24 protein-coding genes are annotated in these 26,805 nt (G+C 60.6%); 18 read left to right on the forward strand and 6 right to left on the reverse strand.

Annotation, left to right across the window (positions count from 1 at the left end):
- Positions 1 to 3: 3 nt before the first annotated feature.
- The gene (gene emhA, locus AC07OG_RS11575) at positions 4 to 1,167 is read right to left on the reverse strand and encodes an efflux RND transporter periplasmic adaptor subunit EmhA (RefSeq protein ID WP_495067087.1); all 1,164 of its coding nucleotides are present in this window, start codon (positions 1,165 to 1,167) and stop codon (positions 4 to 6) included.
- A gap of 265 nt (positions 1,168 to 1,432) precedes the next feature.
- Here emhA and emhR point away from each other — a divergent pair, with 265 nt between their 5' ends.
- Positions 1,433 to 2,065: an efflux system transcriptional repressor EmhR gene (gene emhR, locus AC07OG_RS11580; RefSeq protein ID WP_060541138.1), complete on the forward strand. Its 633-nt coding sequence runs from the start codon at positions 1,433 to 1,435 to the stop codon at positions 2,063 to 2,065.
- 255 nt (positions 2,066 to 2,320) lie between these two features.
- On the opposite strand, the gene AC07OG_RS11585 is transcribed toward emhR, so the two are convergent.
- Positions 2,321 to 2,947 carry an alanyl-tRNA editing protein gene (locus AC07OG_RS11585; RefSeq protein WP_495067088.1) on the reverse strand — a complete coding sequence of 209 codons (627 nt, stop codon included), beginning with the start codon at positions 2,945 to 2,947 and terminating at the stop codon, positions 2,321 to 2,323.
- A gap of 88 nt (positions 2,948 to 3,035) precedes the next feature.
- On the opposite strand from AC07OG_RS11585, the gene AC07OG_RS11590 reads away from it, so the two are divergent.
- Positions 3,036 to 4,034 (forward strand): LysR family transcriptional regulator, encoded by a 999-nt coding sequence (locus tag AC07OG_RS11590; protein WP_495067089.1) that lies wholly within the window; start codon positions 3,036 to 3,038, stop codon positions 4,032 to 4,034.
- A gap of 270 nt (positions 4,035 to 4,304) precedes the next feature.
- On the opposite strand, the gene AC07OG_RS11595 is transcribed toward AC07OG_RS11590, so the two are convergent.
- Entirely contained in the window at positions 4,305 to 4,712 is a 408-nt protein-coding gene (locus AC07OG_RS11595) for a PA2817 family protein (protein ID WP_060540797.1), read from the reverse strand.
- A gap of 83 nt (positions 4,713 to 4,795) precedes the next feature.
- The gene (locus tag AC07OG_RS11600; RefSeq protein ID WP_495067090.1) at positions 4,796 to 7,243 is read right to left on the reverse strand and encodes an acyl-CoA dehydrogenase; all 2,448 of its coding nucleotides are present in this window, start codon (positions 7,241 to 7,243) and stop codon (positions 4,796 to 4,798) included.
- A 249-nt stretch (positions 7,244 to 7,492) separates the two neighbouring features.
- On the opposite strand from AC07OG_RS11600, the gene AC07OG_RS11605 reads away from it, so the two are divergent.
- The 4 genes from AC07OG_RS11605 to AC07OG_RS11620 all read left to right on the forward strand — a co-directional run bounded on the left by AC07OG_RS11605 (position 7,493) and on the right by AC07OG_RS11620 (position 10,661).
- Positions 7,493 to 8,152, forward strand: a complete 660-nt coding sequence (locus AC07OG_RS11605; RefSeq protein WP_060540799.1) for a transglutaminase-like domain-containing protein — start codon at positions 7,493 to 7,495, stop codon at positions 8,150 to 8,152.
- Positions 8,153 to 8,195: 43 nt separating this feature from the next.
- Positions 8,196 to 8,819 carry a glutathione S-transferase family protein gene (locus AC07OG_RS11610; protein WP_495067091.1) on the forward strand — a complete coding sequence of 208 codons (624 nt, stop codon included), beginning with the start codon at positions 8,196 to 8,198 and terminating at the stop codon, positions 8,817 to 8,819.
- Between the two features lie 133 nt (positions 8,820 to 8,952).
- The gene (locus tag AC07OG_RS11615) at positions 8,953 to 9,885 is read left to right on the forward strand and encodes an ABC transporter ATP-binding protein (protein ID WP_060540801.1); all 933 of its coding nucleotides are present in this window, start codon (positions 8,953 to 8,955) and stop codon (positions 9,883 to 9,885) included.
- Positions 9,882 to 10,661 carry an ABC transporter permease gene (locus tag AC07OG_RS11620; RefSeq protein ID WP_495067092.1) on the forward strand — a complete coding sequence of 260 codons (780 nt, stop codon included), beginning with the start codon at positions 9,882 to 9,884 and terminating at the stop codon, positions 10,659 to 10,661. The genes AC07OG_RS11615 and AC07OG_RS11620 overlap by 4 nt, the downstream gene beginning before the upstream one ends.
- Before the next feature lie 518 nt (positions 10,662 to 11,179).
- On the opposite strand, the gene AC07OG_RS11625 is transcribed toward AC07OG_RS11620, so the two are convergent.
- Positions 11,180 to 11,695, reverse strand: a complete 516-nt coding sequence (locus AC07OG_RS11625) for a DUF2062 domain-containing protein (RefSeq protein WP_060540803.1) — start codon at positions 11,693 to 11,695, stop codon at positions 11,180 to 11,182.
- A gap of 135 nt (positions 11,696 to 11,830) precedes the next feature.
- Here AC07OG_RS11625 and AC07OG_RS11630 point away from each other — a divergent pair, with 135 nt between their 5' ends.
- The 12 genes from AC07OG_RS11630 to AC07OG_RS11685 all read left to right on the forward strand — a co-directional run bounded on the left by AC07OG_RS11630 (position 11,831) and on the right by AC07OG_RS11685 (position 23,296).
- Entirely contained in the window at positions 11,831 to 14,074 is a 2,244-nt protein-coding gene (locus AC07OG_RS11630; RefSeq protein ID WP_495067093.1) for a DNA internalization-related competence protein ComEC/Rec2, read from the forward strand.
- A 98-nt stretch (positions 14,075 to 14,172) separates the two neighbouring features.
- Positions 14,173 to 14,808 (forward strand): MotA/TolQ/ExbB proton channel family protein, encoded by a 636-nt coding sequence (locus tag AC07OG_RS11635; RefSeq protein ID WP_218425231.1) that lies wholly within the window; start codon positions 14,173 to 14,175, stop codon positions 14,806 to 14,808.
- Positions 14,805 to 15,233: an ExbD/TolR family protein gene (locus AC07OG_RS11640; RefSeq protein WP_060540805.1), complete on the forward strand. Its 429-nt coding sequence runs from the start codon at positions 14,805 to 14,807 to the stop codon at positions 15,231 to 15,233. Before AC07OG_RS11635 ends, AC07OG_RS11640 begins: the two co-directional genes overlap by 4 nt.
- The gene (gene lpxK / locus AC07OG_RS11645) at positions 15,233 to 16,243 is read left to right on the forward strand and encodes a tetraacyldisaccharide 4'-kinase (RefSeq protein WP_060540806.1); all 1,011 of its coding nucleotides are present in this window, start codon (positions 15,233 to 15,235) and stop codon (positions 16,241 to 16,243) included. Before AC07OG_RS11640 ends, lpxK begins: the two co-directional genes overlap by 1 nt.
- A gap of 25 nt (positions 16,244 to 16,268) precedes the next feature.
- Entirely contained in the window at positions 16,269 to 16,454 is a 186-nt protein-coding gene (locus tag AC07OG_RS11650; RefSeq protein WP_003179363.1) for a Trm112 family protein, read from the forward strand.
- Entirely contained in the window at positions 16,451 to 17,215 is a 765-nt protein-coding gene (gene kdsB / locus AC07OG_RS11655) for a 3-deoxy-manno-octulosonate cytidylyltransferase (RefSeq protein ID WP_060540807.1), read from the forward strand. The genes AC07OG_RS11650 and kdsB overlap by 4 nt, the downstream gene beginning before the upstream one ends.
- Complete coding sequence (locus tag AC07OG_RS11660) at positions 17,215 to 17,679, forward strand: low molecular weight protein-tyrosine-phosphatase (RefSeq protein WP_060540808.1); 465 nt, start codon at positions 17,215 to 17,217, stop codon at positions 17,677 to 17,679. The genes kdsB and AC07OG_RS11660 overlap by 1 nt, the downstream gene beginning before the upstream one ends.
- A complete protein-coding gene (gene murB / locus AC07OG_RS11665; RefSeq protein WP_495067094.1) occupies positions 17,676 to 18,695 on the forward strand; it encodes a UDP-N-acetylmuramate dehydrogenase in 1,020 nt (339 codons plus the stop codon). Before AC07OG_RS11660 ends, murB begins: the two co-directional genes overlap by 4 nt.
- Before the next feature lie 242 nt (positions 18,696 to 18,937).
- Positions 18,938 to 19,408 (forward strand): (2Fe-2S)-binding protein, encoded by a 471-nt coding sequence (locus AC07OG_RS11670; RefSeq protein WP_060540810.1) that lies wholly within the window; start codon positions 18,938 to 18,940, stop codon positions 19,406 to 19,408.
- A complete protein-coding gene (locus AC07OG_RS11675; protein ID WP_495067095.1) occupies positions 19,405 to 21,726 on the forward strand; it encodes a xanthine dehydrogenase family protein molybdopterin-binding subunit in 2,322 nt (773 codons plus the stop codon). Before AC07OG_RS11670 ends, AC07OG_RS11675 begins: the two co-directional genes overlap by 4 nt.
- Complete coding sequence (locus AC07OG_RS11680; RefSeq protein ID WP_495067096.1) at positions 21,726 to 22,709, forward strand: XdhC family protein; 984 nt, start codon at positions 21,726 to 21,728, stop codon at positions 22,707 to 22,709. The genes AC07OG_RS11675 and AC07OG_RS11680 overlap by 1 nt, the downstream gene beginning before the upstream one ends.
- Complete coding sequence (locus tag AC07OG_RS11685; RefSeq protein ID WP_495067097.1) at positions 22,706 to 23,296, forward strand: nucleotidyltransferase family protein; 591 nt, start codon at positions 22,706 to 22,708, stop codon at positions 23,294 to 23,296. Before AC07OG_RS11680 ends, AC07OG_RS11685 begins: the two co-directional genes overlap by 4 nt.
- Positions 23,297 to 23,413: 117 nt before the next feature.
- Here AC07OG_RS11685 and rne read toward each other — a convergent pair whose 3' ends face one another.
- The gene (gene rne, locus AC07OG_RS11690; RefSeq protein WP_495067098.1) at positions 23,414 to 26,662 is read right to left on the reverse strand and encodes a ribonuclease E; all 3,249 of its coding nucleotides are present in this window, start codon (positions 26,660 to 26,662) and stop codon (positions 23,414 to 23,416) included.
- Positions 26,663 to 26,805 lie beyond the last annotated feature (143 nt).

Consider the following 26,805-nt stretch of genomic DNA (forward strand, 5'->3'; position numbering starts at 1 on the left):
GAGTTACTCCCCTTTGCCGCCGGACGCTTTGTCAGCTGTCTGGACGGGGGCCGGGTTCTTTGCGCCTACGTTGACGTTAGTCGCCTCACTGGCCTTGACTTCGATGCCAGGGTGGACGAATTGCAGCCCTTCGGTAATCAGGCGATCGCCCGCCTTCAGGCCGTCTTCGATCAGCCATTGGTTGCCGACAGTGCGGTTGGCCTTGAGCTGACGCAGTTGGACCTTGTTGTCGGGACCGACGACCAGTGCGGTCGGGGTGCCTTTGAGGTCGCGGGTCACGCCTTGCTGCGGGGCCAGGATGGCGGCGCTGTTCACACCGGCCTGCAACTGGGCGTGTACGAACATGCCCGGCAGAAGCGTATGGTCAGGGTTCGGGAACACGGCGCGCAGGGTAACGGAGCCGGTGGTCTGGTCAACCGAGACTTCGGAGAACTCCAGCTTGCCGTCAAGTTGGTACTGGCTGCCGTCTTCGAGGGTCAGCTTGACCTTCGCGGCATTGTCGCCGGCTTTTTGCAGGCGACCGCTTTCCAGTTCGCGGCGCAGTTGAAGCAGCTCGACCGAAGACTGGGTAACGTCGACGTAGATCGGGTCCAGTTGCTGGATGACTGCCATCGCTTCGGTCTGACCGTTGGCGACCAGCGCACCTTCGGTAACTGAAGAGCGACCGATACGGCCGGTCAACGGCGCATACACCTTGGTGTAGCGCACGTTGATCTGCGCCGTTTGCAGCGCGGCTTCCGATTGCAGGCGGTTGGCCACGGCGGTGTCGTATTCCTGACGGCTTACGGCCTGTTCGTCGACCAGTTGCTTGTAGCGGTCGGAGATCGATTTGGTCGAACGCAGGTTGGCTTCGGCGCTTTTCAATGTAGCGTCATAGACAGACGGGTCGATCTGATACAGCTGCTGGCCGGCTTTGACGTCGCCACCTTCCTTGAACAGGCGCTTGAGGATGATGCCGTTGACCTGTGGGCGAACTTCGGCGATGCGGAACGCGCTGGTACGACCTGGCAGTTCGGATGTCAGGGTGAAGGCTTGCGGTTGCAGAGTCACGACGCCGACCTGAGGGGGTGGGGCGACCGGTGCTGCCTCTTCCTTTTTGCATCCGCTGAGTAGCGATGCCAGGGCGACGGCGGCGACCAGAGCGGTAACAGCTGGCTTGAATTGCATGAAAATCCTCGGGTCAGGCGCGCAAAGTGCGCACAAGAAAGGTGGAAGGTTTGAAAATGTTTACCGAGTGGATAAGTAGCTTGCTAAGGAATATACTTACGTACATGGTTGTTTGTAAATACCTTGGCTGTGTATCCCCGCCGTTACAGCAGCCATATAAAGGTTCGAATTGTAGGCCGGGGACGGCGACCAAGAGCGCTCGTTCCACTTTTATTCAGCTGATATTCAGACATCACTGAAGCACCCTGATTGAGGTTGTACTGCCATGGTCCGTCGCACCAAAGAGGAAGCTCAGGAAACCCGCGCGCAAATACTCGTGGCGGCCGAAAAAGCCTTTTACGAGCGAGGCGTGGCGCGCACGACCCTGGCGGACATCGCGACCCTGGCCGGCGTCACTCGGGGAGCCATCTACTGGCATTTCAGTAACAAGGCGGATCTGGTTCAGGCCATGCTCGACACCTTGCATGAGCCGCTGGAGGAGATGGCCAAGGCCAGCGAAAGCCCCGACGAACCCGATCCCCTGGGCTGCATGCGCAAGCTGTTGGTTCATTTGTTTCATCAAATTGCACTGGACCCGAAAACCCGGCGCATCAACGAAATTCTGTTTCATAAGTGCGAATTCACCGATGAAATGAGTGACCTGCGCCTGCAGCGAGTGGCGGCCAGCCTCGATTGCAATGTGCGGATCGGCCTGGCCCTGAAAAATGCAGTGAACCGGGGGCAGTTGCCGGAAAATCTTGACACTGCCCGCGCGGCCATCAGCTTGCATGCTTACATCGACGGCATCCTGTACCAGTGGTTGCTGGCTCCAGAGAGCTTTGAACTGCACATCGAAGCCGAACGCTGGGTCGATACGGGGCTGGACATGCTGCGCTTGAGCCCCAGCCTGCGCAAATGAAACTAAATGCAGAATTTGCACCGGGTGTGTCAAATGAGGCTTTGATGTCACCGGGTGTGCCGTGGTGGGGTACTTTTATATACGCACCGTCGTCAAGATGACAGGTAGCGAACTATGTATTTTGTAGGGATTTTGTTTCACGCCTGTGAATGAGGAGAAAAGAACCCCGGTGGTTTGCGGGGGCATTCATCCAGGCAAGTTTTTGCGGGAATGGTCTGGTTTGCGGCTGATGACATTTGCGCCCCCCCCGCGTGGTCAATCCACGTGATAGTGGACCGACAGCGTCCCTTTCTTTTGTGCAACTGAACCGATCGAAACCCTTTGCAGGTCCTTCAGGCTGCGCACATGAGTGCCGCCACAGCCATAGGCAGGCAGGTCGCCGAAACCGATTTCCCTGGCACCTTCACGCACGGAGGTCAGGCGCGGCAGGTCAGCGGCGATCCATTGTTCGATGCCGTGCTCAACGGTCAGTGCCTCGATATCCTGAGCCGAATTTGTCGGTTTGAATTGCACGCGTCCTTCCCCCGGCCAGTGATGTGCCTTGATCGGCATCCAGCCCATGGCCTGGACGAAGTGGCCGATCAGGTGGCCAGCGGAATGCATGCGTGTGTTGAACAGCCGACGCTGTTCGTCGACGCGGATCTGCGCCATGCCGAGTCTGACCGGGTGGTCGACGAAGTGAACGATCCGTTGCGCTTCCTGGACCACCCTCAACACCTGACTTTCTCCGATCCAGCCAGTGTCGCAGGGTTGCCCGCCGCCCTGTGGGTGAAACAGGGTTGCGCGTAGCACCACTGCAAACTCGTTTTCGTGAGGTGTGCAATCGAGGACTTCCACGTTGGCCTTGAGGTCATCGCTATGGAAAAAAAGGCGCAGCGTCATATCCAGGCTCGTATTGAATTTCCTTTTTTATTATAGAAATGCAGTAAGTGCGTGATAATCCGGTCAAACATCAAAGGACTGTTGCGCTGTGAACACAAATCTCCCGCTGCCCCTGCTCGGTGAAATGGCGATATTCGTCAAGGTCGTCGAGACGGGAAGCTTCTCCGAGGCGGCTCGTCAGATGGGCTCTTCCCCCTCGGCAATCAGTCGCAGCATTTCGCGACTGGAAAAGGCGCTTGCGACCCGCCTGCTGCAACGCACCACGCGCAAGCTGCGCCTGAGCGATGGCGGCGAGGAGGTGTTCAAGCGTTGCCAGGAGATGGTTAACGCTGCCCGGTCAGTGATGGAAGTCAGTGGGCAGTTCACTGATGAACCCGAGGGCCTGGTGCGCATCAGCGTACCAAAAGCGGTAGGCAGAATCGTGATTCACCCGCATATGCCGGAGTTTTTGCGCCGCTATCCCAAAGTGGATGTGGAACTGTTGCTTGAAGATCGCCAGGTCGATTTGATTGACGATCATGTCGACCTGGCGATTCGCATCACCGATAGGCCACCTGCGGGGCTGGTGGGGCGGCAGTTGCTGACGATTGACCATTTACTCTGCGCGACGCCGCAGTATCTGGCCGAGCATGGTACGCCGACTCACCCCCATGACTTGCTCAACCACAGTTGCATTTACCTGGGCGAGACCCCGAGTGATGCGCGCTGGAAATTCAAGAAGGGTAATAAATCGGTTACCGTCGGTGTGCGTGGGCGATATGCGGCCAATCACACTGGCGTACGTTATGGCGCGGTATTGCAGCACATCGGCATTGGCAGCTTGCCGTATTTCACTGCGCGCCATGCCCTGGAAAAGGGGTTGATGGTGCAGGTTCTGCCCGACTGGACCTTTTTGGCGTCCTATCACGGAGGCGCCTGGCTGCTGCATTCCCCAACCCGATACCTGCCTCCCAAGCTGCGGGTGCTGATTGATTACCTGGTGGAGTGCCTTGCTAAAGAGCCGACTTTGGGGAAACCGGGTAAGACCAATGGCCCTAGCTGGACCCCATCGGAGTATGAACTGCCCGAAAGTGACGGGTTGTTCTGAACGCAAAAAAATGGATCTTGGCGCAACCCCGGGAAATACGGATAACCCAATACCTGTAGGAGCCGGCTTGCTGGCGATGGTCTCAAGTACGCCGCGTTCATTCAGCTCATACGCTTTATCGTTAACGACCATCGCCAGCAAGCCTGCTCCTACAGAGAGACGCGAACTCCACCAGATCGGCATTTTTGTCTCCCGAGATTCCGTGAAGAACCCAAAAAAATAGGCCCGCATGTTCATCCATGCGGGCCTTTTTGCATTGCGGGTCGTAGATCAGTGCTTGCTGTCCTGATTCGACATCGCCAGCAGCTGTTTTTCCTGGTTCCAGTCGAAAGGTTCGTCGTTCTGTTGGGCTTCGAAGCGACGTTCTTCCAGTGCCTGATACAGGTCGATTTCATCATCGGGCATGTAGTGCAGGCAGTCGCCGGCGAAGTACCACAGCAGGTCGCGCGGGACCAGGTGAGCGATTTGCGGGTAGCGGGTGATGACCTGGCACAGGATGTCCTGGCCCAGATACTGGCTTTCGATCGGATCGACCGGCAGTAGTGCAAGCAGTTCGTCGAAGCGCTCGAGGAACAAGGCATGACTTTCGTCGGGAACCTGCTCGGCCTCACCTACGGCGACCAGGATGCTGCGCAAGTGGTCGAGTAAAACGAGATGATCGGCAACGATGTTGGACACGAGATAAGTCCTCAAGAGCAAAACGGGCGCGGGAGTATAAAGCTCCTGCGCCCTTTTTTACACATTGCACAGGTTGTGCTGGATCAGCGGACTTGTCCCGCCGCCAGCGCGATGTCCTGTTTGTCGAAGTCATCGACATCGATCACTTTGCGTCGGGCCGCTTCTGCTTCACGCAAGGTTTGCGCTTCCACCGGCTGCAATACGCCGGCCTCAAGCGCGGCATCGATCACATGCTCGCCCGCAACCGGTTTGACCTGACCACTCTTGAGCGCTACATGCAGTTTTTTCTGCAGCGGTTGTGCGGCAGTCAACAGATCACAGGCATGTTGCAGGGCGCCGACCGGATCATCGGCCGATTGTGGGCGATAGCAACCGAGCAGCATTTCTTCCAGTGCCGGATCACCCTTGGCGCGGCCAATGAGCGCAGCGACTTCGGCACCGAGTTTGTCCGACGGCCCTTTATGGCGGCGGCCGAATGGAAACACGATCACTCGCAGCAGACAGCCCAGTACCTTGTTCGGGAAGTTGCTCAGCAGTTCATCCATGGCTCGCTCGGCCTGCCCCAGGCTTTCTTCCATGGCCCAGGTGAACAGTGGCGTCATGTACTGCGGTGAGTCGAGGTCGTGGTAACGCTTGAGCGCGGCGGAGGCCAGGTACATGTTGCTCAACACATCACCGAGCCGCGCCGACAGGCGTTCGCGGCGCTTCAGTTCACCGCCCAGCAGCATCATGCTGAGGTCGGCGAGCAGGGCAAAGGCGGCGGCCTGACGGTTGAGGGCGCGGAAATAACCCTGGCTGAGTTTGTCGCCCGGAGCTGATTCCAGATGGCCGAAGCCCAGGTTCAGCACCAGGGTGCTGGCCGCGTTGCTCACGGCAAAACCGATGTGCTTGAGCAGCAGCCCGTCGAACTCGGTCAGTGCCTGATCCTTGTCCTCACGGCTGGCCAGTGCCATTTCCTTAAGCACGAAGGGGTGGCAGCGAATCGCGCCCTGGCCGAAGATCATCAGGTTGCGCGAGAGAATGTTGGCGCCTTCCACGGTGATGAAGATCGGCGCGCCGTGCCATTTGCGACCGAGGTAATTGTTCGGCCCCATGATGATCGCCTTGCCGCCGTGCACATCCATGGCGTCGCTGATGCAGTCGCGGCCGCGCTCGGTGAGGTGGTACTTGAGAATCGCCGACAACACCGACGGTTTCTCGCCCAGATCCACCGCGTTGGCGGTGAGCATTCGTGCGGCGTCCATCATCCAGGCGTTGCCGCCGATACGCGCCATGGCTTCCTGAATGCCTTCGAAAGCGGCAATTGGCACGTTGAACTGTTCGCGAATCTGCGCGTATTGGCCGGTCACCAGGCTGGTGAACTTGGCCATGCCGGTGCCCACCGCCGGCAGGGAAATGGAACGCCCGACCGACAGGCAATTCATCAGCATCATCCAGCCTTTGCCGAGCATTTCCTGGCCGCCGATGAGGAACTCCAGCGGTATGAACACATCCTTGCCGGAATTCGGGCCGTTCATGAACGCTGCGCCCAAAGGCAGGTGCCTGCGGCCGATTTCAACGCCGGGGGTGTCGGTCGGAATCAGCGCAAGGCTGATGCCCAGGTCTTCCTGGTCGCTCAACAGGTGATCGGGGTCGTAGGCTTTGAACGCCAGGCCGAGAAGGGTGGCCACCGGGCCGAGGGTGATGTAGCGCTTTTCCCAGTTCAGGCGCAGGCCGAGGACTTCGTTACCTTCCCATTGCCCTTTGCAGATCACCCCGGAATCCGGCATGCCACCGGCGTCAGAGCCGGCCAGGGGGCCTGTGAGGGCAAAGCAGGGGATTTCATCACCGCGTGCCAGCCGTGGCAGGTAATGATTGCGTTGTTCGTCGGTGCCGTAGTGCAGCAACAATTCGGCCGGACCGAGGGAGTTGGGGACCATCACGGTGGACGCCAGGTCGCCACTGTGGCTCGCCAGTTTCATTGCCACCTGCGAGTGGGCATAGGCCGAGAAACCCTTGCCGCCAAACTCCTTGGGAATGATCAGGGCAAAGAATCCGTTTTCCTTGATGAACGCCCAGGCTTCGGCAGGCAGGTCCATTGTCTGACCGATCTGCCATTCGCTGACCATGGCGCAGAGTTGCTCGGTGGGTCCATCGATGAACGCCTGTTCCTCTTCGCTCAATTGCACTTTCGGGTAGGCAAGCAACTTGTTCCAGTCCGGGCGACCGCTGAACAGTTCGCCATCCCACCATACCGTGCCGGCGTCGATGGCATCGCGTTCGGTTTGCGACATCGGCGGCAGGGTTTTCTGGAACCAGTTGAACAGCGGTGCGCTGAAGAATTTGCGCCGCAGGTCCGGCAGCAGCAATGGCGCGGCAACGGCGGCGATCAGCACCCAGAAAATCAGCAGCAGCCAGCCCGGTGCACGGCTGAACGCACCCATCGCCACGACGTAAATGGCAACGATGCCCAGGGCAGGCAGCGGGTCAATTCGGCGGTGAGCCAGATAAGCAACCCCGACTAGCAGTACCAGAATCCACAACAACAGCATATTTAATCCTCCGTGAAACCAGGGCAGACCAGCCCTCAGAGCTTAGACGGCATCCACAAAACGGGGTGGTCAGAGCGATGTGATTGAAATCGTAGGAAACCCTGGATGGTTTTCGTAGGCCCGAATGGCAGCAGGCGTGGGAAAAGCGTTGGTGGAGCGAGCGGCAAAGCGCCCATGTTTGGCCGAAATGTCGTTATCTCTGTGCTGAACCTCTCGCTAGACTCGGGGCTTCCCCAGGAGATTGTTCTCATGCACGAGTATCTGAGTCCCGGCCGCTTCATCGATAGTGACCACCCATGTGTGGTGGAGTTCGCCGAAAAACATCGTGGCGTCAGCCGCGATCCGCTTGGGCAGGCGATTAATCTCTACTACGCCGTGCGCGAGGCGGTGCGCTACAACCCTTATACCTTCAGCCTTGATCCACAGACCTTGTGCGGTAGTCATGCGCTGGCGGCGGGGGAAAGTTACTGCGTGCCCAAGGCCACGCTGCTGGCAGGTTGCGCCCGGCATTGCGGCATTCCCGCGCGGATCGGCCTGGCGGATGTGCGCAATCATTTGTCGACGCCACGCCTGCTCGAATTGCTCAAGAGCGACGTGTTCGCGATGCATGGATATACCGAGTTTTACTTGCAGGATCGCTGGGTCAAGGCGACTCCGGCGTTCAACCAGAAGCTCTGTGACCTGTTCAATGTGGCGCCGCTGGAATTCGACGGGGTCAATGACAGTGTCTTTCATCCCTTCAATCGCGATGGCGCGAAGCTGATGGAGTACGTTGCCGATCACGGCCAGTTCACCGACGTGCCGCAAGCGTTCTTTTTCGAGCACTTGAAAAAGTGCTACCCGCATCTGTTCGGTGAGCACCAGCAACCACTGCTGGGGGACATGCAGAGCGATTTGAGTCGCGCCTGATCCGGCGTATGCTGCCTGCCCACTTATCGAAAAAGAGGCGGTCATGCTGAAGATCTGGGGTCGGAAAAACTCATCGAATGTCAAAAAGCCGTTGTGGGCCGTCGAGGAACTGGGGCTTGCCTATGAAGCCATCGATGCGGGTGGTGCCTTTGGTGTCGTCGATACGCCCGAGTACCGCGCGATGAACCCCAACGGCCGGGTGCCGATGATTGAAGATGACGGCTTTGTCATGTGGGAATCCAATGCCATCGTGCGCTACCTGATGGCTCGCCACGCCCACGGCACGTCCTGGTATCCGGCGGACCCGCAAGGCCGGGCCAATGCCGACAAGTGGATGGACTGGACCTCCTTCAGCATTGCCGGCCCGTTCCGCACGGTGTTCTGGGGCGTGTTGCGCACCCCGGCCGAGCAGCAGGACTGGCCGGCGATCAAGGCGGCGATCAATGAGTGCGACATGCTGCTGGCTATGGCCGACCAGGCGCTGGCGGTCAAACCCTGGCTGTCTGGTGACGAGATTGGCATGGGTGACATTCCCCTCGGCAGTTTTATTTATGCCTGGTTCGAGATGCCGATCGAGCGTGCACCACAGCCTCATCTGGAGGCCTGGTACGAACGGCTCAAGCAGCGTCCGGCCTATCAGAAGGCGGTTATGACCGCGTTGACTTAATAATCACTATCGACACACTTGACTGTACTTGTGTGGCGGCGACAAGCACCATTGTGTGCATGCGACGTGGTTGCAATGCTCGCCGCCCGCCCTTATCTGGCCCATTCCCTCCTTCCTGGTGCGTAAATCCGATATGAGTTCCGCTCTGTCCATCCGGCAGCTAACCAAAACCTACGGCAACGGTTTCCAGGCCCTGAGTGGTATCGATCTGGAAGTGGCCGAAGGTGACTTTTTCGCCTTGCTCGGCCCGAACGGCGCCGGCAAATCCACGACCATCGGCATTCTCTCGACCCTGGTGAACAAGACCAGCGGAACAGTGAATATCTTTGGCCATGACCTGGACAAGAATCCTGCGGCGCTCAAGCGCTCGATCGGCGTAGTGCCCCAGGAATTCAACTTCAACCAGTTTGAAAAGACCTTCGACATCGTCGTGACCCAGGCGGGTTACTACGGCATCCCGGCAAAAATCGCCAAGCAGCGGGCCGAGCAGTACCTGACCCAGCTCGGCCTGTGGGACAAGCGCGATGTGCCGTCGCGTTCGCTGTCGGGCGGCATGAAGCGGCGACTGATGATCGCGCGTGCGCTGGTTCATGAACCGCGCCTGCTGATCCTCGACGAACCGACTGCCGGGGTGGACATCGAACTGCGTCGCTCGATGTGGAGCTTCCTCACCGAGCTGAACCAGAAAGGCATCACCATCATCCTCACCACTCACTATCTGGAAGAGGCTGAACAGTTGTGCCGCAACATCGGCATCATCGACCACGGCACCATTGTCGAAAACACCAGCATGCGTCAGTTGCTCAGCCAACTGCATGTCGAAACCTTCCTGCTGGACCTCAAAGGCAATCTGGCTGCCGCGCCGCAACTGCTCGGTTACCCGTCAAGGCTGCTTGATAGCCATACCCTGGAAGTCCAGGTGGACAAGTCCATGGGTATCACTGCGCTGTTCACTCAGCTCGCGCAGCAGAACATCGAAGTTCTGAGCCTGCGTAACAAAACCAATCGCCTCGAGGAGTTGTTCGTGTCCCTGGTGGAGAAAAATCTGTCGAAGGTGGCGGTATGAGTTCCGAGCTGCGCCCCAATCTCGTCGCCCTCAATACCATCGTTTACCGTGAGGTCCGGCGTTTTACCCGGATCTGGCCGCAGACCCTGCTGCCGCCGGCGATCACCATGGTTCTGTACTTCGTGATCTTCGGTAATCTGATCGGTCGGCAGATCGGCGACATGGGTGGCTTTACCTACATGGAGTACATCGTGCCGGGGCTGATCATGATGTCGGTGATCACTAACTCCTATGGCAACGTGGTCTCGAGTTTCTTCGGCAGCAAGTTCCAGCGTTCGATTGAAGAACTGATGGTATCGCCGTTGTCACCGCACACGATTCTGATCGGCTACGCCCTGGGTGGCGTGTTGCGCGGGTTGATGGTCGGGATCATCGTGACGTTGCTGTCGCTGTTCTTTACCGATCTGCAGGTGCATCACCTGGGGGTGACCGTTCTGGTGGTGGTGCTGACCGCGACGATCTTTTCGCTGCTGGGGTTCATCAACGCGGTGTTTGCGCGTAACTTTGATGATATTTCGATTATTCCGACCTTTGTGCTGACGCCTTTGACTTACCTTGGCGGGGTGTTTTATTCGATCTCGTTACTGCCGCCGTTCTGGCAGACGGTGTCTATGGCCAATCCGGTCTTGCATATGGTCAATGCGTTTCGGTATGGGATTCTTGGGGTTTCGGATATTCGGATCAGTATTGCTATCACCTTTATGCTGGTGGCGACTGTGGTGTTGTATGTGGGGTGTGCGCGGTTGTTGGTGAGTGGGCGGGGGATGCGGACTTGAGTTTCGGTTGTTTTTGACCGAGTACATATCCGTTGCTGCGGTAACGGCCGCTTATGGTTCCGCTCTTACAGCGGGTCACTTTTGGCAAACGCCCCAAAAGTAACCAAAAGGTCTTGCCCCACCATTCGGTGCCTCGCCTAGGCTCGGCATTCCCTCACTCCGGCATTGCTCCGGGGGCCCGCCGCCATCGGCCATCCATGGCCGAGGGCGGCTACCGCGGCATCCATGCCGCGGTGCCCCCTGCGCAACGCCTGCGTTCGGCCTCTGGAAACGGGGCAGGCAGATCAAAATCAAATGCCAAGCCAAAGCCAAAGCTTTTCTAACTGGGTTCGAATGCTTACGCAAAAACTGTAGGAGCTGGCTTGCCAGCGATTAGGCCGGCACGTCCAGCATCAATGTGGCCTGACCCACCGTCATCGCGAGCAGGCTCGCTCCCACAGAAAAGCTGTCGGGTGTACACCCATCCAAACAGGCCGAGCTACAGCTAGCATCGCTTTGCTTTTGCGGGAGGCGCCCCCTCACATCCGACGCTGCTTACGCCGCCGCCATTGCCGCGCCACCCACCATCGCCAATACATCATCACCAGAAAATACGCCAACGCCCCAAGGACCACGCCGGTCACTACTGACCCCAGTAGAAACGGCTGCCACAAGGTCGAGAGTTCGCCCCTGACCCATTCCCAGCTCAACTCATCCGGCAAGCTCCGGGCGGGGACGTCCATCAGCCAGGCGCCGGTCTGGTAGGTGCAATAGAACACCGCCGGCATCGTGATCGGATTGGTCAGCCAGACCAGGCTGACGGCAATCGGAATGTTGCCGCGCACCATGATCGAGAGAAAGGCGGCCAGCAGCATTTGCATCGGGATCGGCAGGAACGCCGCGAACAGGCCCACCGCCATGGCGCGGGCGACCGAGTGGCGGTTGAGGTGCCAGAGGTTCGGGTCATGCAGCAGGGAGCCAAGAAAGCGTAAGGATTTGTGTTCCCTGATGCTGGCCGGATCTGGCATGTAACGTTTGAATAAGCGCCGGGGCATAAGGCTTCTCGATCGGTGAAGGCGGCAAGTATGTCTGGATTCCATGACCTGACTATTCAGACTTTGTGACAATTGTTAACGGCAGACGTGCGATGAACCGGCTAAGCCTTGGGGGGGACTCTCAAGGACGAGCTTATGCGCACAGGGTTGATGGCGCTGGCGTTGGGTCTGCTGACCTTGCGTTTTTTGCCGGTATTACCGCCGGTCTGGTTGTTGCTGTTGCTACCGGTGATGGCTTTGATGCTATTGCCGTTCAGGACCTATCCGGTGGCGTTTTTCCTGTTCGGCTTGAGTTGGGCGTGTGCCAATGCCCAATGGGCGCTGGATGATCGCCTGATGGCGCGGCTGGACGGTGAAACACTCTGGCTTGAAGGGCGGGTTACCGGGTTGCCGCAGAACGCCGGCGCAGTGGTGCGATTCGAACTGAGCGACAGCCAGTCGCGGCGTGCGGCATTACCGCGACGCATGCGCCTGGCCTGGTATGGCGGGCCGCCGGTCATGGCCGGCGAACGCTGGCGGCTGGCGGTCAAATTGAAACGTCCCGCCGGGCTGCTCAATCCCCATGCCTTCGATTACGACGCCTGGCTGCTGGCGCAACGTATCGGTGCCACTGGATCGGTCAAGGATGGCAATCGACTGAGCGAAGCCCGATGGGCCTGGCGCGACGGTATCCGCCAGCGCCTGCAGGCTGTGGATGCCCAGGGGCGTACCGGTGCATTGATTGCGCTGGTACTGGGGGATGGCGCCGGCCTGAGCCGCGAAGACTGGCAAGTGCTGCAAGACACCGGCACTGTCCATCTGCTGGTGATTTCCGGACAACACATCGGTTTGCTGGCCGGGTTGGTGTACCTGCTGATCGCCGGGCTGGCGCGTTATGGGCTGTGGCCGGGTCGTTTGCCCTGGTTGCCCTGGTTGCCCTGGGCATGTGCACTGGCATTCGCCGCCGCACTGGGTTACGGGCTGTTGGCTGGCTTTGACGTGCCTGTGCGGCGCGCCTGCGTGATGATCGGCCTGGTGCTGCTTTGGCGCCTGCGTTTTCGCCATGTCGGCGCCTGGTGGCCACTGTTGCTGGCACTCAACGGCGTCTTGCTGATGGATCCGCTGGCCAGCCTGCAGCCGGGTTTCTGGTTGTCGTTCGCTGCAGTGGCGGTGTTGATTTTCATTTTTGGCGGGCGGCTGGGCCCTTGGCGGTGGTGGCAGTCCTGGACTCGCGCCCAGTGGTTGATCGCGATCGGTCTGTGCCCGCTGCTGTTGATTCTCGGACTGCCGATCAGCCTCAGTGGGCCGCTGGTCAATCTGCTGGCGGTGCCCTGGATCAGTATGGTGGTGCTGCCACCGGCGCTGCTGGGCACGCTGTTGTTGCCCATTCCGGTGCTAGGGGAGAGCTTGCTGTGGCTGGCCGGTGGGCTGATCGACTGGCTGTTCACCGGTCTGGGCCTGATGGCCGGACACCTTCCTGCATGGGTCCCGCCCGCAGTCCCGTTGTGGGCATGGGTGATTGGTGCGCTGGGCGCCGTTCTGCTGCTGATGCCCAAAGGCGTGCCGCTGCGCTGGCTGGGCTGGCCGATGTTGCTGCTGTTGGTTTTTCCGCCCCGACCACTGTTGCCGCCAGGCATCGCTGAAATATGGCAACTGGATGTCGGACAAGGGCTGGCTATCCTGGTGCGAACCCGCAACCACGCGCTTTTATATGACGCCGGCCCGCGTATGGGGGATTCAGATCTGGGCGAGCGAGTCGTACTACCGACCTTGCGCAAGCTGGGGGGGGACAAGTTGGACCTGATGCTGATCAGTCACGCCCACGCTGATCATGCTGGCGGTGCGCCGGCGGTGGCCCGGGGGCTGCGGGTCAAGCGGGTAATGGCTGGCGAGCCTGAGGGACTGCCGGCTGGATTGAATGCCGAGGGTTGTGACAGCGGTCGACAATGGGCGTGGGACGGGGTGAACTTCCAGCTCTGGCAATGGGCGTCGGCCGGCGACAGTAATCAACACTCCTGCGTGCTGCACATTGAAGCCGGTGGCGAGGGAATGTTGCTGGGCGGGGACATCGACGCCGCGGCTGAGCGGGCTTTGCTCGACAGCCCCCTTGGCGTCCCCACCGACTGGTTACAGGCCCCGCATCACGGTAGTCGCAGTTCGTCGTCGATGGCCCTGCTCGGGCGACTGCAACCCAAGGCAGTCCTGATTTCCCGGGGGCAGGGCAATTCATTCGGCCACCCGCACCCTACGGTTCTGGAGCGCTATCGCAGGCGTGGCGTGCAGATCTATGACAGCGCCGAGCAGGGTGCCATTCATCTGCAACTGGGGCGTTTCGAAGCGCCGTGGACAATGCGCCAGGAACGGCGCTTCTGGCGCAATCCGCCGCCTTCAAGTCCATGACCCGGTAATATTGATGCCCGACCGTATGCGACATGCCGGTCTTCGGTGCGCCGACCCCCTATGTTAGAGTGGCGAACTTTTTCGAGGGGACTGTCACTGTGTGGGAATTGGTCAAATCCGGCGGCTGGATGATGCTGCCGATTATTTTGAGCTCCATCGCGGCCATGGCAATCGTCGCCGAGCGTCTATGGACGCTGCGGGCCAGTCGCGTGACCCCGGAGCATTTGCTCGGGCAGGTCTGGGTCTGGATCAAGGACAAGCAACTCAATAAGGACAAACTCAAGGAACTGCGCGCCAACTCGCCCTTGGGCGAAATTCTGGCCGCCGGCCTGGCCAACTCCAGGCATGGTCGCGAGATCATGAAAGAGTGCATCGAAGAGGCCGCCGCCCGGGTCATCCATGATCTGGAACGCTATATCAACGCCTTGGGCACTATCGCCGCCATGGCGCCATTGCTGGGCCTGCTGGGCACGGTGCTGGGCATGATCGACATTTTCAGCGCATTCACAGGTTCCGGCATGACCACCAACGCCTCGGTGCTGGCCGGTGGTATCTCCAAGGCGCTGATCACCACGGCCGCCGGCCTGATGGTGGGTATTCCAGCGGTGTTCTTCCACCGTTTCCTGCAACGCCGGATCGACGAGCTGGTGGTCGGGATGGAGCAGGAAGCGATCAAGCTGGTCGAAGTCGTGCAGGGCGACCGTGATGTGGACCTGGCCGGGAGCAAAGCGTGAAATTCCGCCGCAAACCTCGGGAAACGGTGGACATCAATCTCGCGTCGCTGATCGACGTGGTGTTTATCCTGCTGCTGTTTTTTGTCGTGACCACCACCTTTACCCGTGAAACCCAGCTGCGCGTCGATCTTCCGGAAGCGGTCACCGGCTCACCGGCCGAAGACCAGAGCAAGCCGGTGGACATCACCATCAGCGCGGACGGCGTGTTCTCGGTGAACAACCAGATCCTGCCGAAAAGCGACCTCGCTTCGCTGATGGATGCGCTGCAAAAAGAGGCCAATGGCGATACCAGCCGGCCGCTGTCCATCAGCGCTGACGGCAAGACCCAGCATCAGTCCGTCATCACCGCCATGGATGCCGCCGGCAAGCTCGGTTTCAGCCATTTGCGCATGACCACTGTCGAGGCGGCGCCGCCCGCGCCCTGATGGCCATGTCCGATCGATTGCTCGCCGCCTGGTACGCAGGTCATCCGGCCCTGAAACTGTTGCAGCCTCTGGAGTGGTTGTACCGGCGCGTGGTCATCAACAAGCGCAAGCGCTTCCTGGCCGGTGAGGGCGAGATCTATCAGCCACCCGTGCCGTTGATCGTGGTCGGCAATATCACCGTGGGTGGCACCGGCAAGACGCCGCTGATCTTGTGGATGATCCAGCATTGCCAGCGCAGTGGCCTGCGGGTGGGGGTGGTCAGTCGGGGCTACGGCGCCAAACCGCCGCAGTTGCCGTGGCGGGTCGAGGCCCAGCAGGGCGCCGACGTTGCCGGCGATGAACCGCTGCTGATTGTCCAGCGTACCGGTGTGCCGTTAATGATTGATCCCAATCGCAGCAACGCCGTCAAAGCGCTGCTGGCCAGTGAACCGCTGGACCTGATTCTGTCCGACGACGGCATGCAGCATTACCGCCTGGCCCGCGACCTGGAACTGGTCTTGATCGACGCCGCCCGTGGCCTGGGCAACCGCCGCTGCCTGCCGGCCGGGCCCTTGCGCGAGCCGGTCGAGCGCCTGCAAAGCGTAGACGCGGTGCTCTACAACGGAGCCAACGCTGACCGCAACGATGGCTTTGCCTTCCAGCTGCAACCCACCGCGCTGGTCAACCTGAACAGTGGCGAACGCCGCCCACTTGACCATTTCCCGGCGGGACAAGCCGTGCATGCGGTGGCCGGGATCGGCAATCCGCAACGTTTCTTCAACACCCTCGAAACGCTACACTGGCAGCCTGTACCCCACGCATTTGCCGACCACGCTGAATACAGTGTGCAGGCCTTGAATTTCACGCCGTCATTGCCGTTGGTGATGACGGAAAAGGACGCGGTGAAGTGCCGTGCCTTCGCCGCCGCCGATTGGTGGTACCTGGCGGTCGATGCTGTGCCATCACCGGCCTTTGTGGCCTGGTTCGATACGCAGCTGATGCGCCTGTTGCCGAATCGTCTTTTGCCTTAAATCCGTTTTTATCCAGGGAATGCTCATGGACACCAAATTGCTCGACATCCTCGCTTGCCCGGTCTGCAAAGGCCCGCTCAAACTCAGCGCCGACAAGACCGAGCTGATCAGCAAGGGCGCCGGCCTGGCCTACCCGATTCGTGACGGCATCCCGGTGATGCTCGAATCCGAAGCGCGCACCCTGACCACCGATGAGCGTCTGGATAAATGACCACCGCCTTTACCGTCGTCATTCCGTCGCGTTATGCCTCTACCCGTCTGCCGGGCAAGCCGCTGCTGCTGATTGCCGGCAAGCCGATGATCCAGCACGTCTGGGAGCAGGCGAGCAAAAGCAGTGCCGAGCGTGTGGTCGTGGCCACGGACGATGCGCGAATAGTCGAGGCCTGCAAAGGTTTCGGCGCCGAAGTGGTGCTGACCCGAGAAGATCACAATTCCGGTACCGATCGCCTGGCTGAAGTGGCGTCGAAGCTGGGACTGGCCGCCGATGCCATCGTGGTCAACGTTCAGGGCGACGAGCCGCTGATTCCGCCGAGCGTGATCGATCAGGTGGCCGCCAACCTGGCTGCCCACACCGAGGCGCGCATGGCCACGTTGGCCGAGCCGATCGAAGACGTGGAAACCCTGTTCAATCCCAACGTGGTCAAGGTCGTCAGCGACCTCAACGGGCTGGCACTGACGTTCAGTCGCGCTACCTTGCCCTGGGCGCGGGATGCCTTCGCGAAAAGCCGCGAGCAGTTGCCGGAAGGCGTGCCGTATCGCCGCCATATCGGCATCTATGCCTACCGCGCCGGTTTCCTGCATGACTTTGTCAGCTGGGGCCCGTGCTGGCTGGAAAACACCGAATCGCTGGAGCAGCTGCGTGCCCTGTGGCACGGTGTGCGGATTCACGTCGCCGATGCATTGATCGCGCCGCCAACTGGCGTTGATACCGTTGAAGACCTCGAGCGCGTTCGTCGCCTGCTGGAGGCCTGATGCGGGTTCTGTTTGTCTGCCTGGGCAACATCTGCCGTTCTCCCACGGCCGAAGGGGTGCTGCGGCATAAGCTGCGCGAAGCGGGGCTGGCCACGCAGGTCGAAGTCGCTTCCGCCGGCACCGGCGACTGGCACGTCGGCAAGGCACCGGACAGGCGCAGCCAGGCGGCGGCAAAGCTGCGTGGCTACGATTTGTCTGCCCAGCGTGCCCGGCAAGTGAGCCGCGCCGATTTCGCCACGTACGACCTGATCCTGGCGATGGATAACAGCAACCTGCGCAACCTCAAGGCCTTGCAGCCGCCCAAGGGCAAGGCTGAGCTGGATTTGTTCCTGCGCCGTTATCAGTCGCCAATCGATGAAGTCCCGGACCCGTACTATGACGGCGACCAGGGTTTTGAGCAGGTGCTCGACTTGATCGAGCGCGCCAGCGATCTGTTGGTGATCGAATTGAAGGGACGGTTATGAGTTTGCAGGTTCGGTCACAGGTTTCGCTCAAGCCGTTCAACAGCTTTGGCGTGGACGTCCAGGCGCGCTGGTTTGCCGAGGCCCATAGCGACGCGGATGTGCGCGAAGCCCTGGCCTACGGGCTGGAACACAAGGTGCCGGTGCTGGTCATCGGTGGCGGCAGCAACTTGTTGCTGACCGCCGATATCGAAGCGCTGGTGTTGCGCATGGCCACGCGCGGGATTCGCGTATTGAGCGATGACGGCAGCAAGGTGGTGATTGAAGCGCAGGCGGGCGAGCCTTGGCATCCGTTCGTCCAGCACACCCTGGCACAGGGGTTGTCCGGCCTGGAGAATCTAAGCCTGATCCCGGGTACTGTTGGCGCGGCACCGATGCAGAACATCGGTGCCTATGGCGTCGAGATCAAGGATGTGTTCGCCGGCCTTACTGCTCTGGATCGCCATAGCGGCGAGCTTCGCGACTTCAGCCTGGAGGAGTGTAACTTCGCCTACCGCGACAGCCTGTTCAAACAGGACCCGGGACGCTGGCTGATCCTGCGTGTGCGTTTCACCCTCGACCGCGCTGCACATTTGCACCTGGAATACGGCCCGGTGCGTCAGCGCCTGACCGAGCAAGGCATCGAGCATCCCACCGCCAGCGATGTCAGCCAGGCGATCTGCAGCATTCGCAGCGAAAAGCTTCCAGACCCGGCCGTGCTTGGCAATGCCGGCAGCTTCTTCAAGAACCCCCTGGTGTCCGGCGCACTGGCCGCACGTCTGAAGGGTGAATACCCCGACCTGGTGGCCTATGCCCAAGCCGACGGGCAGATGAAACTGGCCGCTGGCTGGCTGATCGAACGGGCCGGGTGGAAAGGCTTCCGCGAAGCCGACGCAGGCGTACACAAGTTGCAGGCGCTGGTGCTGGTCAACTATGGCGATGCGACCGGTCTGCAGTTGCTGGACCTTGCGCAGCGCATACAGAAAGACGTTGCAGATCGTTTCCAGGTCGAATTGGAAATGGAGCCTAATCGGTATTGAGGCTAAGCTCTCAAGACTGATCCAAAAGCCCTGCACAAACTCAATTGTGCAGGGCTTTTTTGTTAATGCCGGGTTAATCCGGCGACCTGACGATCAAGCATTTGCTCTACCAAAGGCCCGGTCCGGACGAGTTCGTCCGTACAAGAGAGCCCATCAGCCTGAGTCGATCTGCGATAACCGAACCGCTTGGCAAAAGCGGCAGATTGCTCGACCCCATAACCTCATACTATGCGGGCGTGCCCATGATTACCCTGAAACTCAACGGTCAAGACCATTCGCTCGACGTCACCGAAGACATGCCGCTGCTTTGGGCAATCCGCGACGTGGCCGGTTACAACGGCACCAAGTTCGGCTGCGGTCTTGGTCTGTGTGGCGCCTGTACCATTCATATCGAAGGCGCTCCGGCGCGCAGTTGCATCACGCCGATCGGCTCGGTAGTGGGGCAGAACGTCACCACCATCGAAAACCTGAACGCCGATCCGGTCGGTAAAGTCGTACAGCAAGCCTGGCTCGACACGGCGGTTGCCCAATGCGGTTTCTGCCAGGGCGGGCAAATCATGTCGGCCACTGCACTGCTCAAAACCAACCCGGACCCCAGCGACGCACAGATCGAAGAGGCGATGGTTGGCAACATCTGTCGCTGCGGGACTTACAACCGCATCAAGACGGCTATCCGTCAGGCCTCCACCCACCTGAAGGAGGCCAAGGCATGAATCGGTTGCCAAATGATTTCGCCCTGAGCAATCTCAGTCGTCGCGGTTTCCTCAAAGGCGTGGGCGCTTCCAGTGCGCTGGTCATCGCCGCAAGTTGGGGTTGGCAGGATGCGTTTGCCGAAGAAAAAGACAAGAAGTTCGGCGCCGAAGGTATGCCCCATGGCTGGGTCGATGATCCCAAGGTTTACGTCAGCATCGCCGCCGATGGCACGGTGACGGTGGTCTGCAACCGTTCGGAAATGGGTCAGGGCGTGCGCACCAGCCTGACCATGGTGGTGGCCGATGAGCTGGAGGCCGATTGGGCGCGGGTCAAAGTGCAACAGGCACCGGGCGACGAGGTACGCTTCGGCAACCAGGACACTGACGGCTCGCGCAGCATGCGCCACTGGTACGAGCCGATGCGCCGCTGCGGTGCCGCTGCGCGAACCATGCTGGAGCAGGCCGCTGCCGATCAGTGGAAAGTGCCTGTCGGTGAGTGCCATGCGCAACTGCATAAAGTCATTCACAAACCGAGCGGTCGTGAACTCGATTACGGTGTTTTGGCCGCCGCTGCCGGCGCCTTGGCCGTACCGCCCCGTGACAGCTTGAAACTCAAGCAAGCCTCGGAGTTTCGCTACATCGGCAAGGAAAGCACCAAGGCCATCGACGGCGAGGACATCGTCAACGGCCGCGCGGTGTACGGCGCCGATGTGCATTTCGACGGCATGTTGTTCGCCACCATTGCCCGGCCTGCGGTGTATGGCGGCAAGGTCAAGACCTTCGATGCCAGTGCGGCGATGAAAGTCCCAGGTGTGGTCAAGGTGCTGCAGATTGAAAGTCGGCCACTGCCATCGGAGTTTCAGCCCCTGGGTGGTGTCGCCGTGGTCGCGAGCAATACCTGGGCGGCGATCAAGGGTCGCGAGGCACTGAAGATCGAATGGGATGACGGTCCCAATGCCAGTTACGACTCGATTGCCTACCGCAAGGAGCTTGAAGCCGCCTCGCTCAAGCCCGGCAAAGTGGTGCGCAACACCGGCAATATCGACGAGGCCATGGCCAGCGCGGCCAGTACGTTGGAGGCGTCCTACTATCTGCCACACCTGTCGCAATCGCCGATGGAACCGATGGTCGCCATCGCGCGGTACAAGGACGGGGTTTGTGAGGCCTGGGGTCCCAGTCAGGCGCCGCAGGTCAGCCGCACGCGCATTGGCGAACGACTGGGTATACCATTTGATAACGTAACGCTCAATGTCACGCTGCTGGGCGGCGGTTTCGGGCGCAAGTCCAAACCCGATTTCATCATTGAAGCGGCCATCCTTGCCAAGGAGTTCCCCGGCAAGGCGGTGCGGGTGCAATGGACCCGTGAAGACGACATCCACTGTTCCTACTTCCATACAGTGTCGGCCGAATACCTCAAGGCCAGCCTGAACAAGGATGGCCTGCCATCCGGCTGGTTGCACCGTACGGTGGCGCCGAGCATCACCGCGCTGTTCGCGCCGGGCATGAACCACGAGGCCGCCTTCGAGTTGGGCATGGGCTTTACCAACATGGCGTATGCGATTCCCAACATTCGCCTGGAAAATCCTGAAGCGACGGTGCACACGCGGGTTGGCTGGTATCGCTCGGTGTCGAACATTCCCCACGGCTTCGCGATTCAGAGCTTCATCGATGAACTGGCGCACAAGGCCGGGGAAGATCCGCTCAAGTACCAGATCAGACTGCTCGGCCCGGACCGCAAGATTGATCCACGTACCTTGAGCGAGGAGTGGAACTACGGCGAGTCTCCCGAGCGTTACCCGATCGATACCGCTCGCCTGCGCACGGTGTTGGAAACCGCGGCCAAAGCCGCCGGTTGGGGGCGCGAACTGCCCAAAGGTCGAGGCTTGGGCCTGGCGGTGCATTACAGTTTCGTCACCTATGTGGCGGCGGTGATCGAAGTCGAAGTCAAGGACGACGGTACCTTGATCGTGCACAAGGCGGACATCGCCGTCGATTGCGGGCCGCAAATCAATCCCGAGCGCATTCGCGCGCAATTCGAGGGCGCCTGCGTCATGGGCCTGGGTAACGCGGTGCTGGGGGAAATCAGCTTCAAGGATGGCAAGGTCCAGCAAGACAACTTCCATATGTACGAAGTGGCGCGCATGTCCCTGGCGCCAAAAGAAGTTGCCGTGCATCTGGTGACGCCGCCGGGCGACGTGCCGTTGGGGGGCGTCGGTGAGCCGGGTGTGCCGCCGATTGCGCCGGCACTGTGCAATGCCATTTTTGCCGCCACCGGCAAACGCATCCGTGATCTGCCGGTGCGTTATCAGCTGTCGGGCTGGCAAAAGGCGCAGGCTTGATGGACAGCGCCGACCTGAATGTCCTGCGCAGCGTGCTGCAATGGCGCCGTGCCGGGCAGCGCGTGATGCTGTACAGCGTGGTCGAAACCTGGGGCACCGCGCCCCGGGCGCCGGGGGCGATGCTGGCTTTGCGTGAAGACGGTGTGGTGATCGGGTCGGTCTCCGGCGGTTGTGTCGAGGATGACCTGATCGCCCGCCTGCACGACGGGCGAATTACCCCGGATGGGCCGCCGGTGGAGCTGATCACCTACGGCGTGACCCGCGAGGAGGCCGCTCGATTCGGTCTGCCTTGTGGTGGCACCTTGCGCCTGACCGAGGAGCGTATTGGCAATGCCGATTGGGTCGAGCAATTGCTGGCCCGTTGCGAGGCCCATGAAATTGTTGCCCGTGAGCTGAACCTGGCGACGGGCGAAGTGGTATTGCAGCCCGCTGGCAAAACCGACCTGTTGACCTTTGACGGCCAGACCTTGCGTGCAATCTACGGTCCGCGCTGGCGTCTGTTGCTGATCGGTGCGGGGCAGTTGTCCCGATACGTCGCCGAAATGGCACGATTACTCGATTTCGAGGTGCTGATCTGCGATCCGCGCACCGAGTTTGTCTACGGCTGGGAAGAACAGCACGGTCGTTTTGTCTCGGGCATGCCCGACGAGGCGGTGCTGAATATCCAGGCCGATGAGCGCACGGCCATCGTGGCACTGACTCACGACCCGCGCCTGGACGATATGGCGTTGCTCACGGCGCTCGACTCCAGGGCGTTCTACGTCGGCGCATTGGGTTCGCGGGTCAACAGCCAGAAGCGCCGGGAAAATCTGGTTCAACTGGGCTTGTCGCCACAGGCCATTGATCGTTTGCATGGGCCGATCGGTTTGCACATCGGCAGCCATAACCCGGCGGAAATCGCCCTGTCGCTAATGGCGGAAATCGTGGCGATCAAAAATGGTGTCGAACTGAAACAGAAGAAACCGTTGCAGGAGCGTGTATGACTGAATCCATCGGCGTCATTGTGTTGGCAGCGGGGCAGGGCAGTCGCTTTCGTCGGGTTGCCGGAGCCGACAAGGACAAATTACTGGCCGATTGCCCCGGTCGCGACGGTGCAGTTCGATCTGTCATCGAGCACGTTCTGAGGAATCTGCCACCCGCTCTCGACAAGCGTGTGCTGGTAACCACTGCTGACCGCCCTCAGGTCATTCGCATGGCCCAGGCCTATGGCTGCGAGATTGTGTTGATCGAATCGTCCGGCATGGGCGACAGCATTGCTGCGGGCATCGCTGAGTGCGCGCAACTCGATGGCTGGTTGATGGTGCTGGGGGATATGCCATTTATTCTGCCGTCCAGCGTCGAGCAAGTGCTGGTGGGGATTAGCCACGACAGTATCAGCGTGCCGGTACAGAATGGCGAGTACGGGCATCCGGTCGGGTTCGGGCGCGACTTTGCCGCAGGATTGATGGCGCTGTCGGGAGATCGTGGCGCCAAACCGCTGTTTGCGCAGGGGCGGGTGGTAGAGGTGGCAGTGGATGACCCGGGGGTGCTATGGGACGTGGATGTCCCGGAAAAGCTGACCTTCCTGTAAACACCGACTCCCTGCTCGCTCCTACAGGGGGGATTCGCGGTGAATGTGTGGACGAATTGCAGTCATAAAAAAGCCCCGCCAGGGTCACCAGGCGGGGCTTTTTAGTGGCCGATGGAATCAGACGAGAGGTTTAGGCTCGTGTTCTTTTTCCAGGGCTTGTTCCTGTTGCTCTACGGCTTCCTGAACGGAGCGAGGTGCTTCGTCGATCACCGACTCAACAGCGACTTCTGTAACCGGGGCAGGTGCTGCCTCGACCACTTCGGCAACCGGTGCTGCAGCGCCAGCCAGTTCGGCTTCCTTCTGCAGGCGTTCGGCTTCACGCTTGCGGCGACGCACTTCACGCGGATCGTTAGGTGCACGGCCGCTTGGCGTCAGGGCGCTGGCAGGGGCTGCTTCGGCCACAGGTGCTGGAGCTTCGGCAACAACCGGCGCTTCGACGACTGGCGCTTCAATCGCTGGTGCTGGAGCCGGCTCGGCAGCGGCAACCACAGGCTCGGAGACCATGGCTTGAGCTACTTCGGCCTCTGCAACCGGCGCAGGCGCTGGCGTTTCGGCTACGGCAGGCTCAGCCACCCAGTTGAACGCGGTCTGCTCTTCGCGAACTTCACGCACAGTCTCGGTCACGGTTTCAGTCACGGTCTCGACAACCGGTTCTGCAACCACGGCAGGTGCTTCAACCACTGGAGCTGGCTCGGCGGCGGCCTCGAACACAGGTTGTGCCTGAGGTGCAGGGGCGACTTCGATTTCCGGCGATGCGGTCACTTTTACCGGCGTAGTCGCTTCAACGACTGGCGCTTCGACCGGAGCGGTTTCCTGGGTAGAAGCAGTGGCGCGTTCGGCTTGCTCGTTAGCCTGGGCTTCGGCTGGCGCGCTGATCACGCTGCTGGCAACAGCGGCGGTAACAGCCAGGCCGGCGGCCAGATCGGCAGTGCTTGGCGCTTCGCTGGTGGTGGCGGTTTCGCTGGCTTCGCCGGACTCGGATTCTTCCGAACCCTCAATCACGTTGCCATTGGCATCACGTTGACGCTCGCGACGGTTGCTGCGACGACGCTGGCCACGGGAGCGGCGGCGTGGACGATCGCCTTCGGCGCTGTCCTGACCGTCTTCCTGCAGTTGCTCTTCGCTTGTGGTCAGTTCTTCTTCGGCGACGGCAGCAGCGGCTTGTTCGGCACGTGGCTGACGCTCTTCACGCGGTGGGCGTGGAGCACGTTCTTCACGTGGCTGACGGGCTGGACGCTCTTCAGCGACAACAGCGGCGGCAGCAGCAACAACGGCCGGAGCGGCATCCAGAGGCTCGCGCAGTTCGCGCACGCGCTCTTCACGCTCGCCACGTGGCTTGCGGTCTTCACGCGGGGCACGCGGAGCACGCTCTTCACGCGGAGCGCGTGGTGCGCGTTCTTCACGGGCTACTGCCGGAGTCTCTTCACGGGTCTCGCGAGGCTCGCGAACTTCCCGTGGCTGACGCTCTTCGCGTGGCTCACGTGGTGCGCGTTCTTCACGCGGTGCACGTTCTTCGCGAGGCTTGCGCTCTTCGTCGCGGCGACCGTTACGGTTGCGGCTTTGCTGACGACCGTTGCGACGCTCTTCGTTGCGGGCCGGACGCTCGCTCGCCGGTTTTTCAACCACAACCGGAGCCGCAGGCTCTTCCTTGGTGGCGAACAGGCTGACCAGGGACTTCACCAGGCCTTTGAACAGGCTTGGCTCCGGCACGGTGGCCGGTGCAGCAACCGGGGCAGCAACGACTTCAGTCGGAACAGGAGCGTTGGCGCGGGCCGGCGCGGTCTTGACCGCCGCTTCCTGGCGAACCAGGGTACGGGTCGCGGCAGCTGGCTGGACTTCTTCGACTTCGGCAGCGGCAGCGGCGATTTCGTAGCTGGACTGGTTGGTGGCAGCTTCCGGGCTGTCGTCACGCAGGCGCTGAACTTCGAAGTGCGGCGTTTCCAGGTGATCGTTCGGCAGGATGACGATACGGGCACGGGTGCGCAGTTCGATCTTGGTGATCGAGTTGCGTTTTTCGTTGAGCAGGAACGCAGCGACCGGGATCGGCACCTGGGCGCGAACTTCGGCGGTGCGGTCTTTCAGGGCTTCTTCTTCGATCAGGCGCAGGATCGCCAGGGACAGCGATTCAACGTCACGAATGATGCCGGTGCCGTTGCAACGCGGGCAAACGATGCCGCTGCTTTCGCCAAGCGATGGACGCAGGCGCTGACGGGACATTTCCAGCAGGCCGAAGCGCGAGATGCGACCGACTTGCACGCGAGCGCGGTCGGCTTCCAGGCATTCGCGGACTTTCTCTTCCACGGCGCGCTGGTTCTTGGCAGGGGTCATGTCGATGAAGTCGATGACGATCAGGCCGCCGATGTCGCGCAGGCGCAACTGACGGGCGATTTCTTCGGCGGCTTCAAGGTTGGTCTGCAGTGCGGTCTCTTCGATGTCGCTGCCTTTGGTGGCGCGCGCCGAGTTGATGTCGATGGACACCAGGGCTTCGGTCGGATCGATGACGATGGAACCGCCGGAAGGCAGCTCGACGACGCGCTGGAAAGCGGTCTCGATCTGGCTTTCGATCTGGAAACGGTTGAACAGCGGAACGCTGTCTTCGTACAGCTTGATCTTGCTGGCGTACTGCGGCATCACCTGGCGGATGAAGGTCAGGGCTTCGTCCTGGGCTTCAACGCTGTCGATCAGCACTTCGCCGATGTCCTGGCGCAGGTAATCGCGGATGGCGCGGATGATCACGTTGCTTTCCTGATAGATCAGGAATGGCGCGGAGCGATCCAGCGACGCTTCTTTGATGGCGGTCCACAGTTGCAGCAGGTAGTCGAGGTCCCACTGCATTTCTTCGCTGCTGCGGCCAAGGCCGGCAGTGCGCACGATCAGACCCATGTCGGCCGGGGCAACCAGGCCGTTCAGCGCTTCGCGCAGTTCATTGCGCTCTTCGCCTTCGATGCGACGGGAGATACCGCCGGCACGCGGGTTGTTCGGCATCAGCACCAGGTAACGACCGGCCAGACTGATGAAAGTGGTCAGGGCTGCGCCCTTGTTGCCACGTTCTTCTTTTTCCACCTGAACGATGACTTCCTGGCCTTCGCTCAGGACGTCCTTGATGTTGACGCGGCCTTCAGGGGCTTTCTTGAAGTATTCGCGGGAGATTTCTTTGAGGGGCAGGAAGCCGTGGCGCTCAGAGCCGAAATCGACAAAGGCAGCCTCAAGGCTTGGTTCGATGCGAGTAATCCGGCCTTTATAGATGTTGGCCTTCTTCTGCTCGCGTGCACCGGATTCGATGTCCAGGTCGTAGAGGCGCTGGCCGTCTACCAGTGCAACACGCAACTCTTCGGGTTGAGTTGCGTTAATCAGCATTCTTTTCATGTAGTACCGTCGGTTTCCGGGCTGCCGGATACGGCGTTCGGCACACACGACTTCTCATGGTCGGTGTCAGGTGCGTCGGGAGTGGTTGGCCATTCCCGTGTCCAGCGAAGTCCGGCCAATGTGGGCCTTCGTCGCGACGTACG

The sequence above is a fragment of the Pseudomonas sp. GW821-FHT09H03 genome (assembly GCF_059415945.1).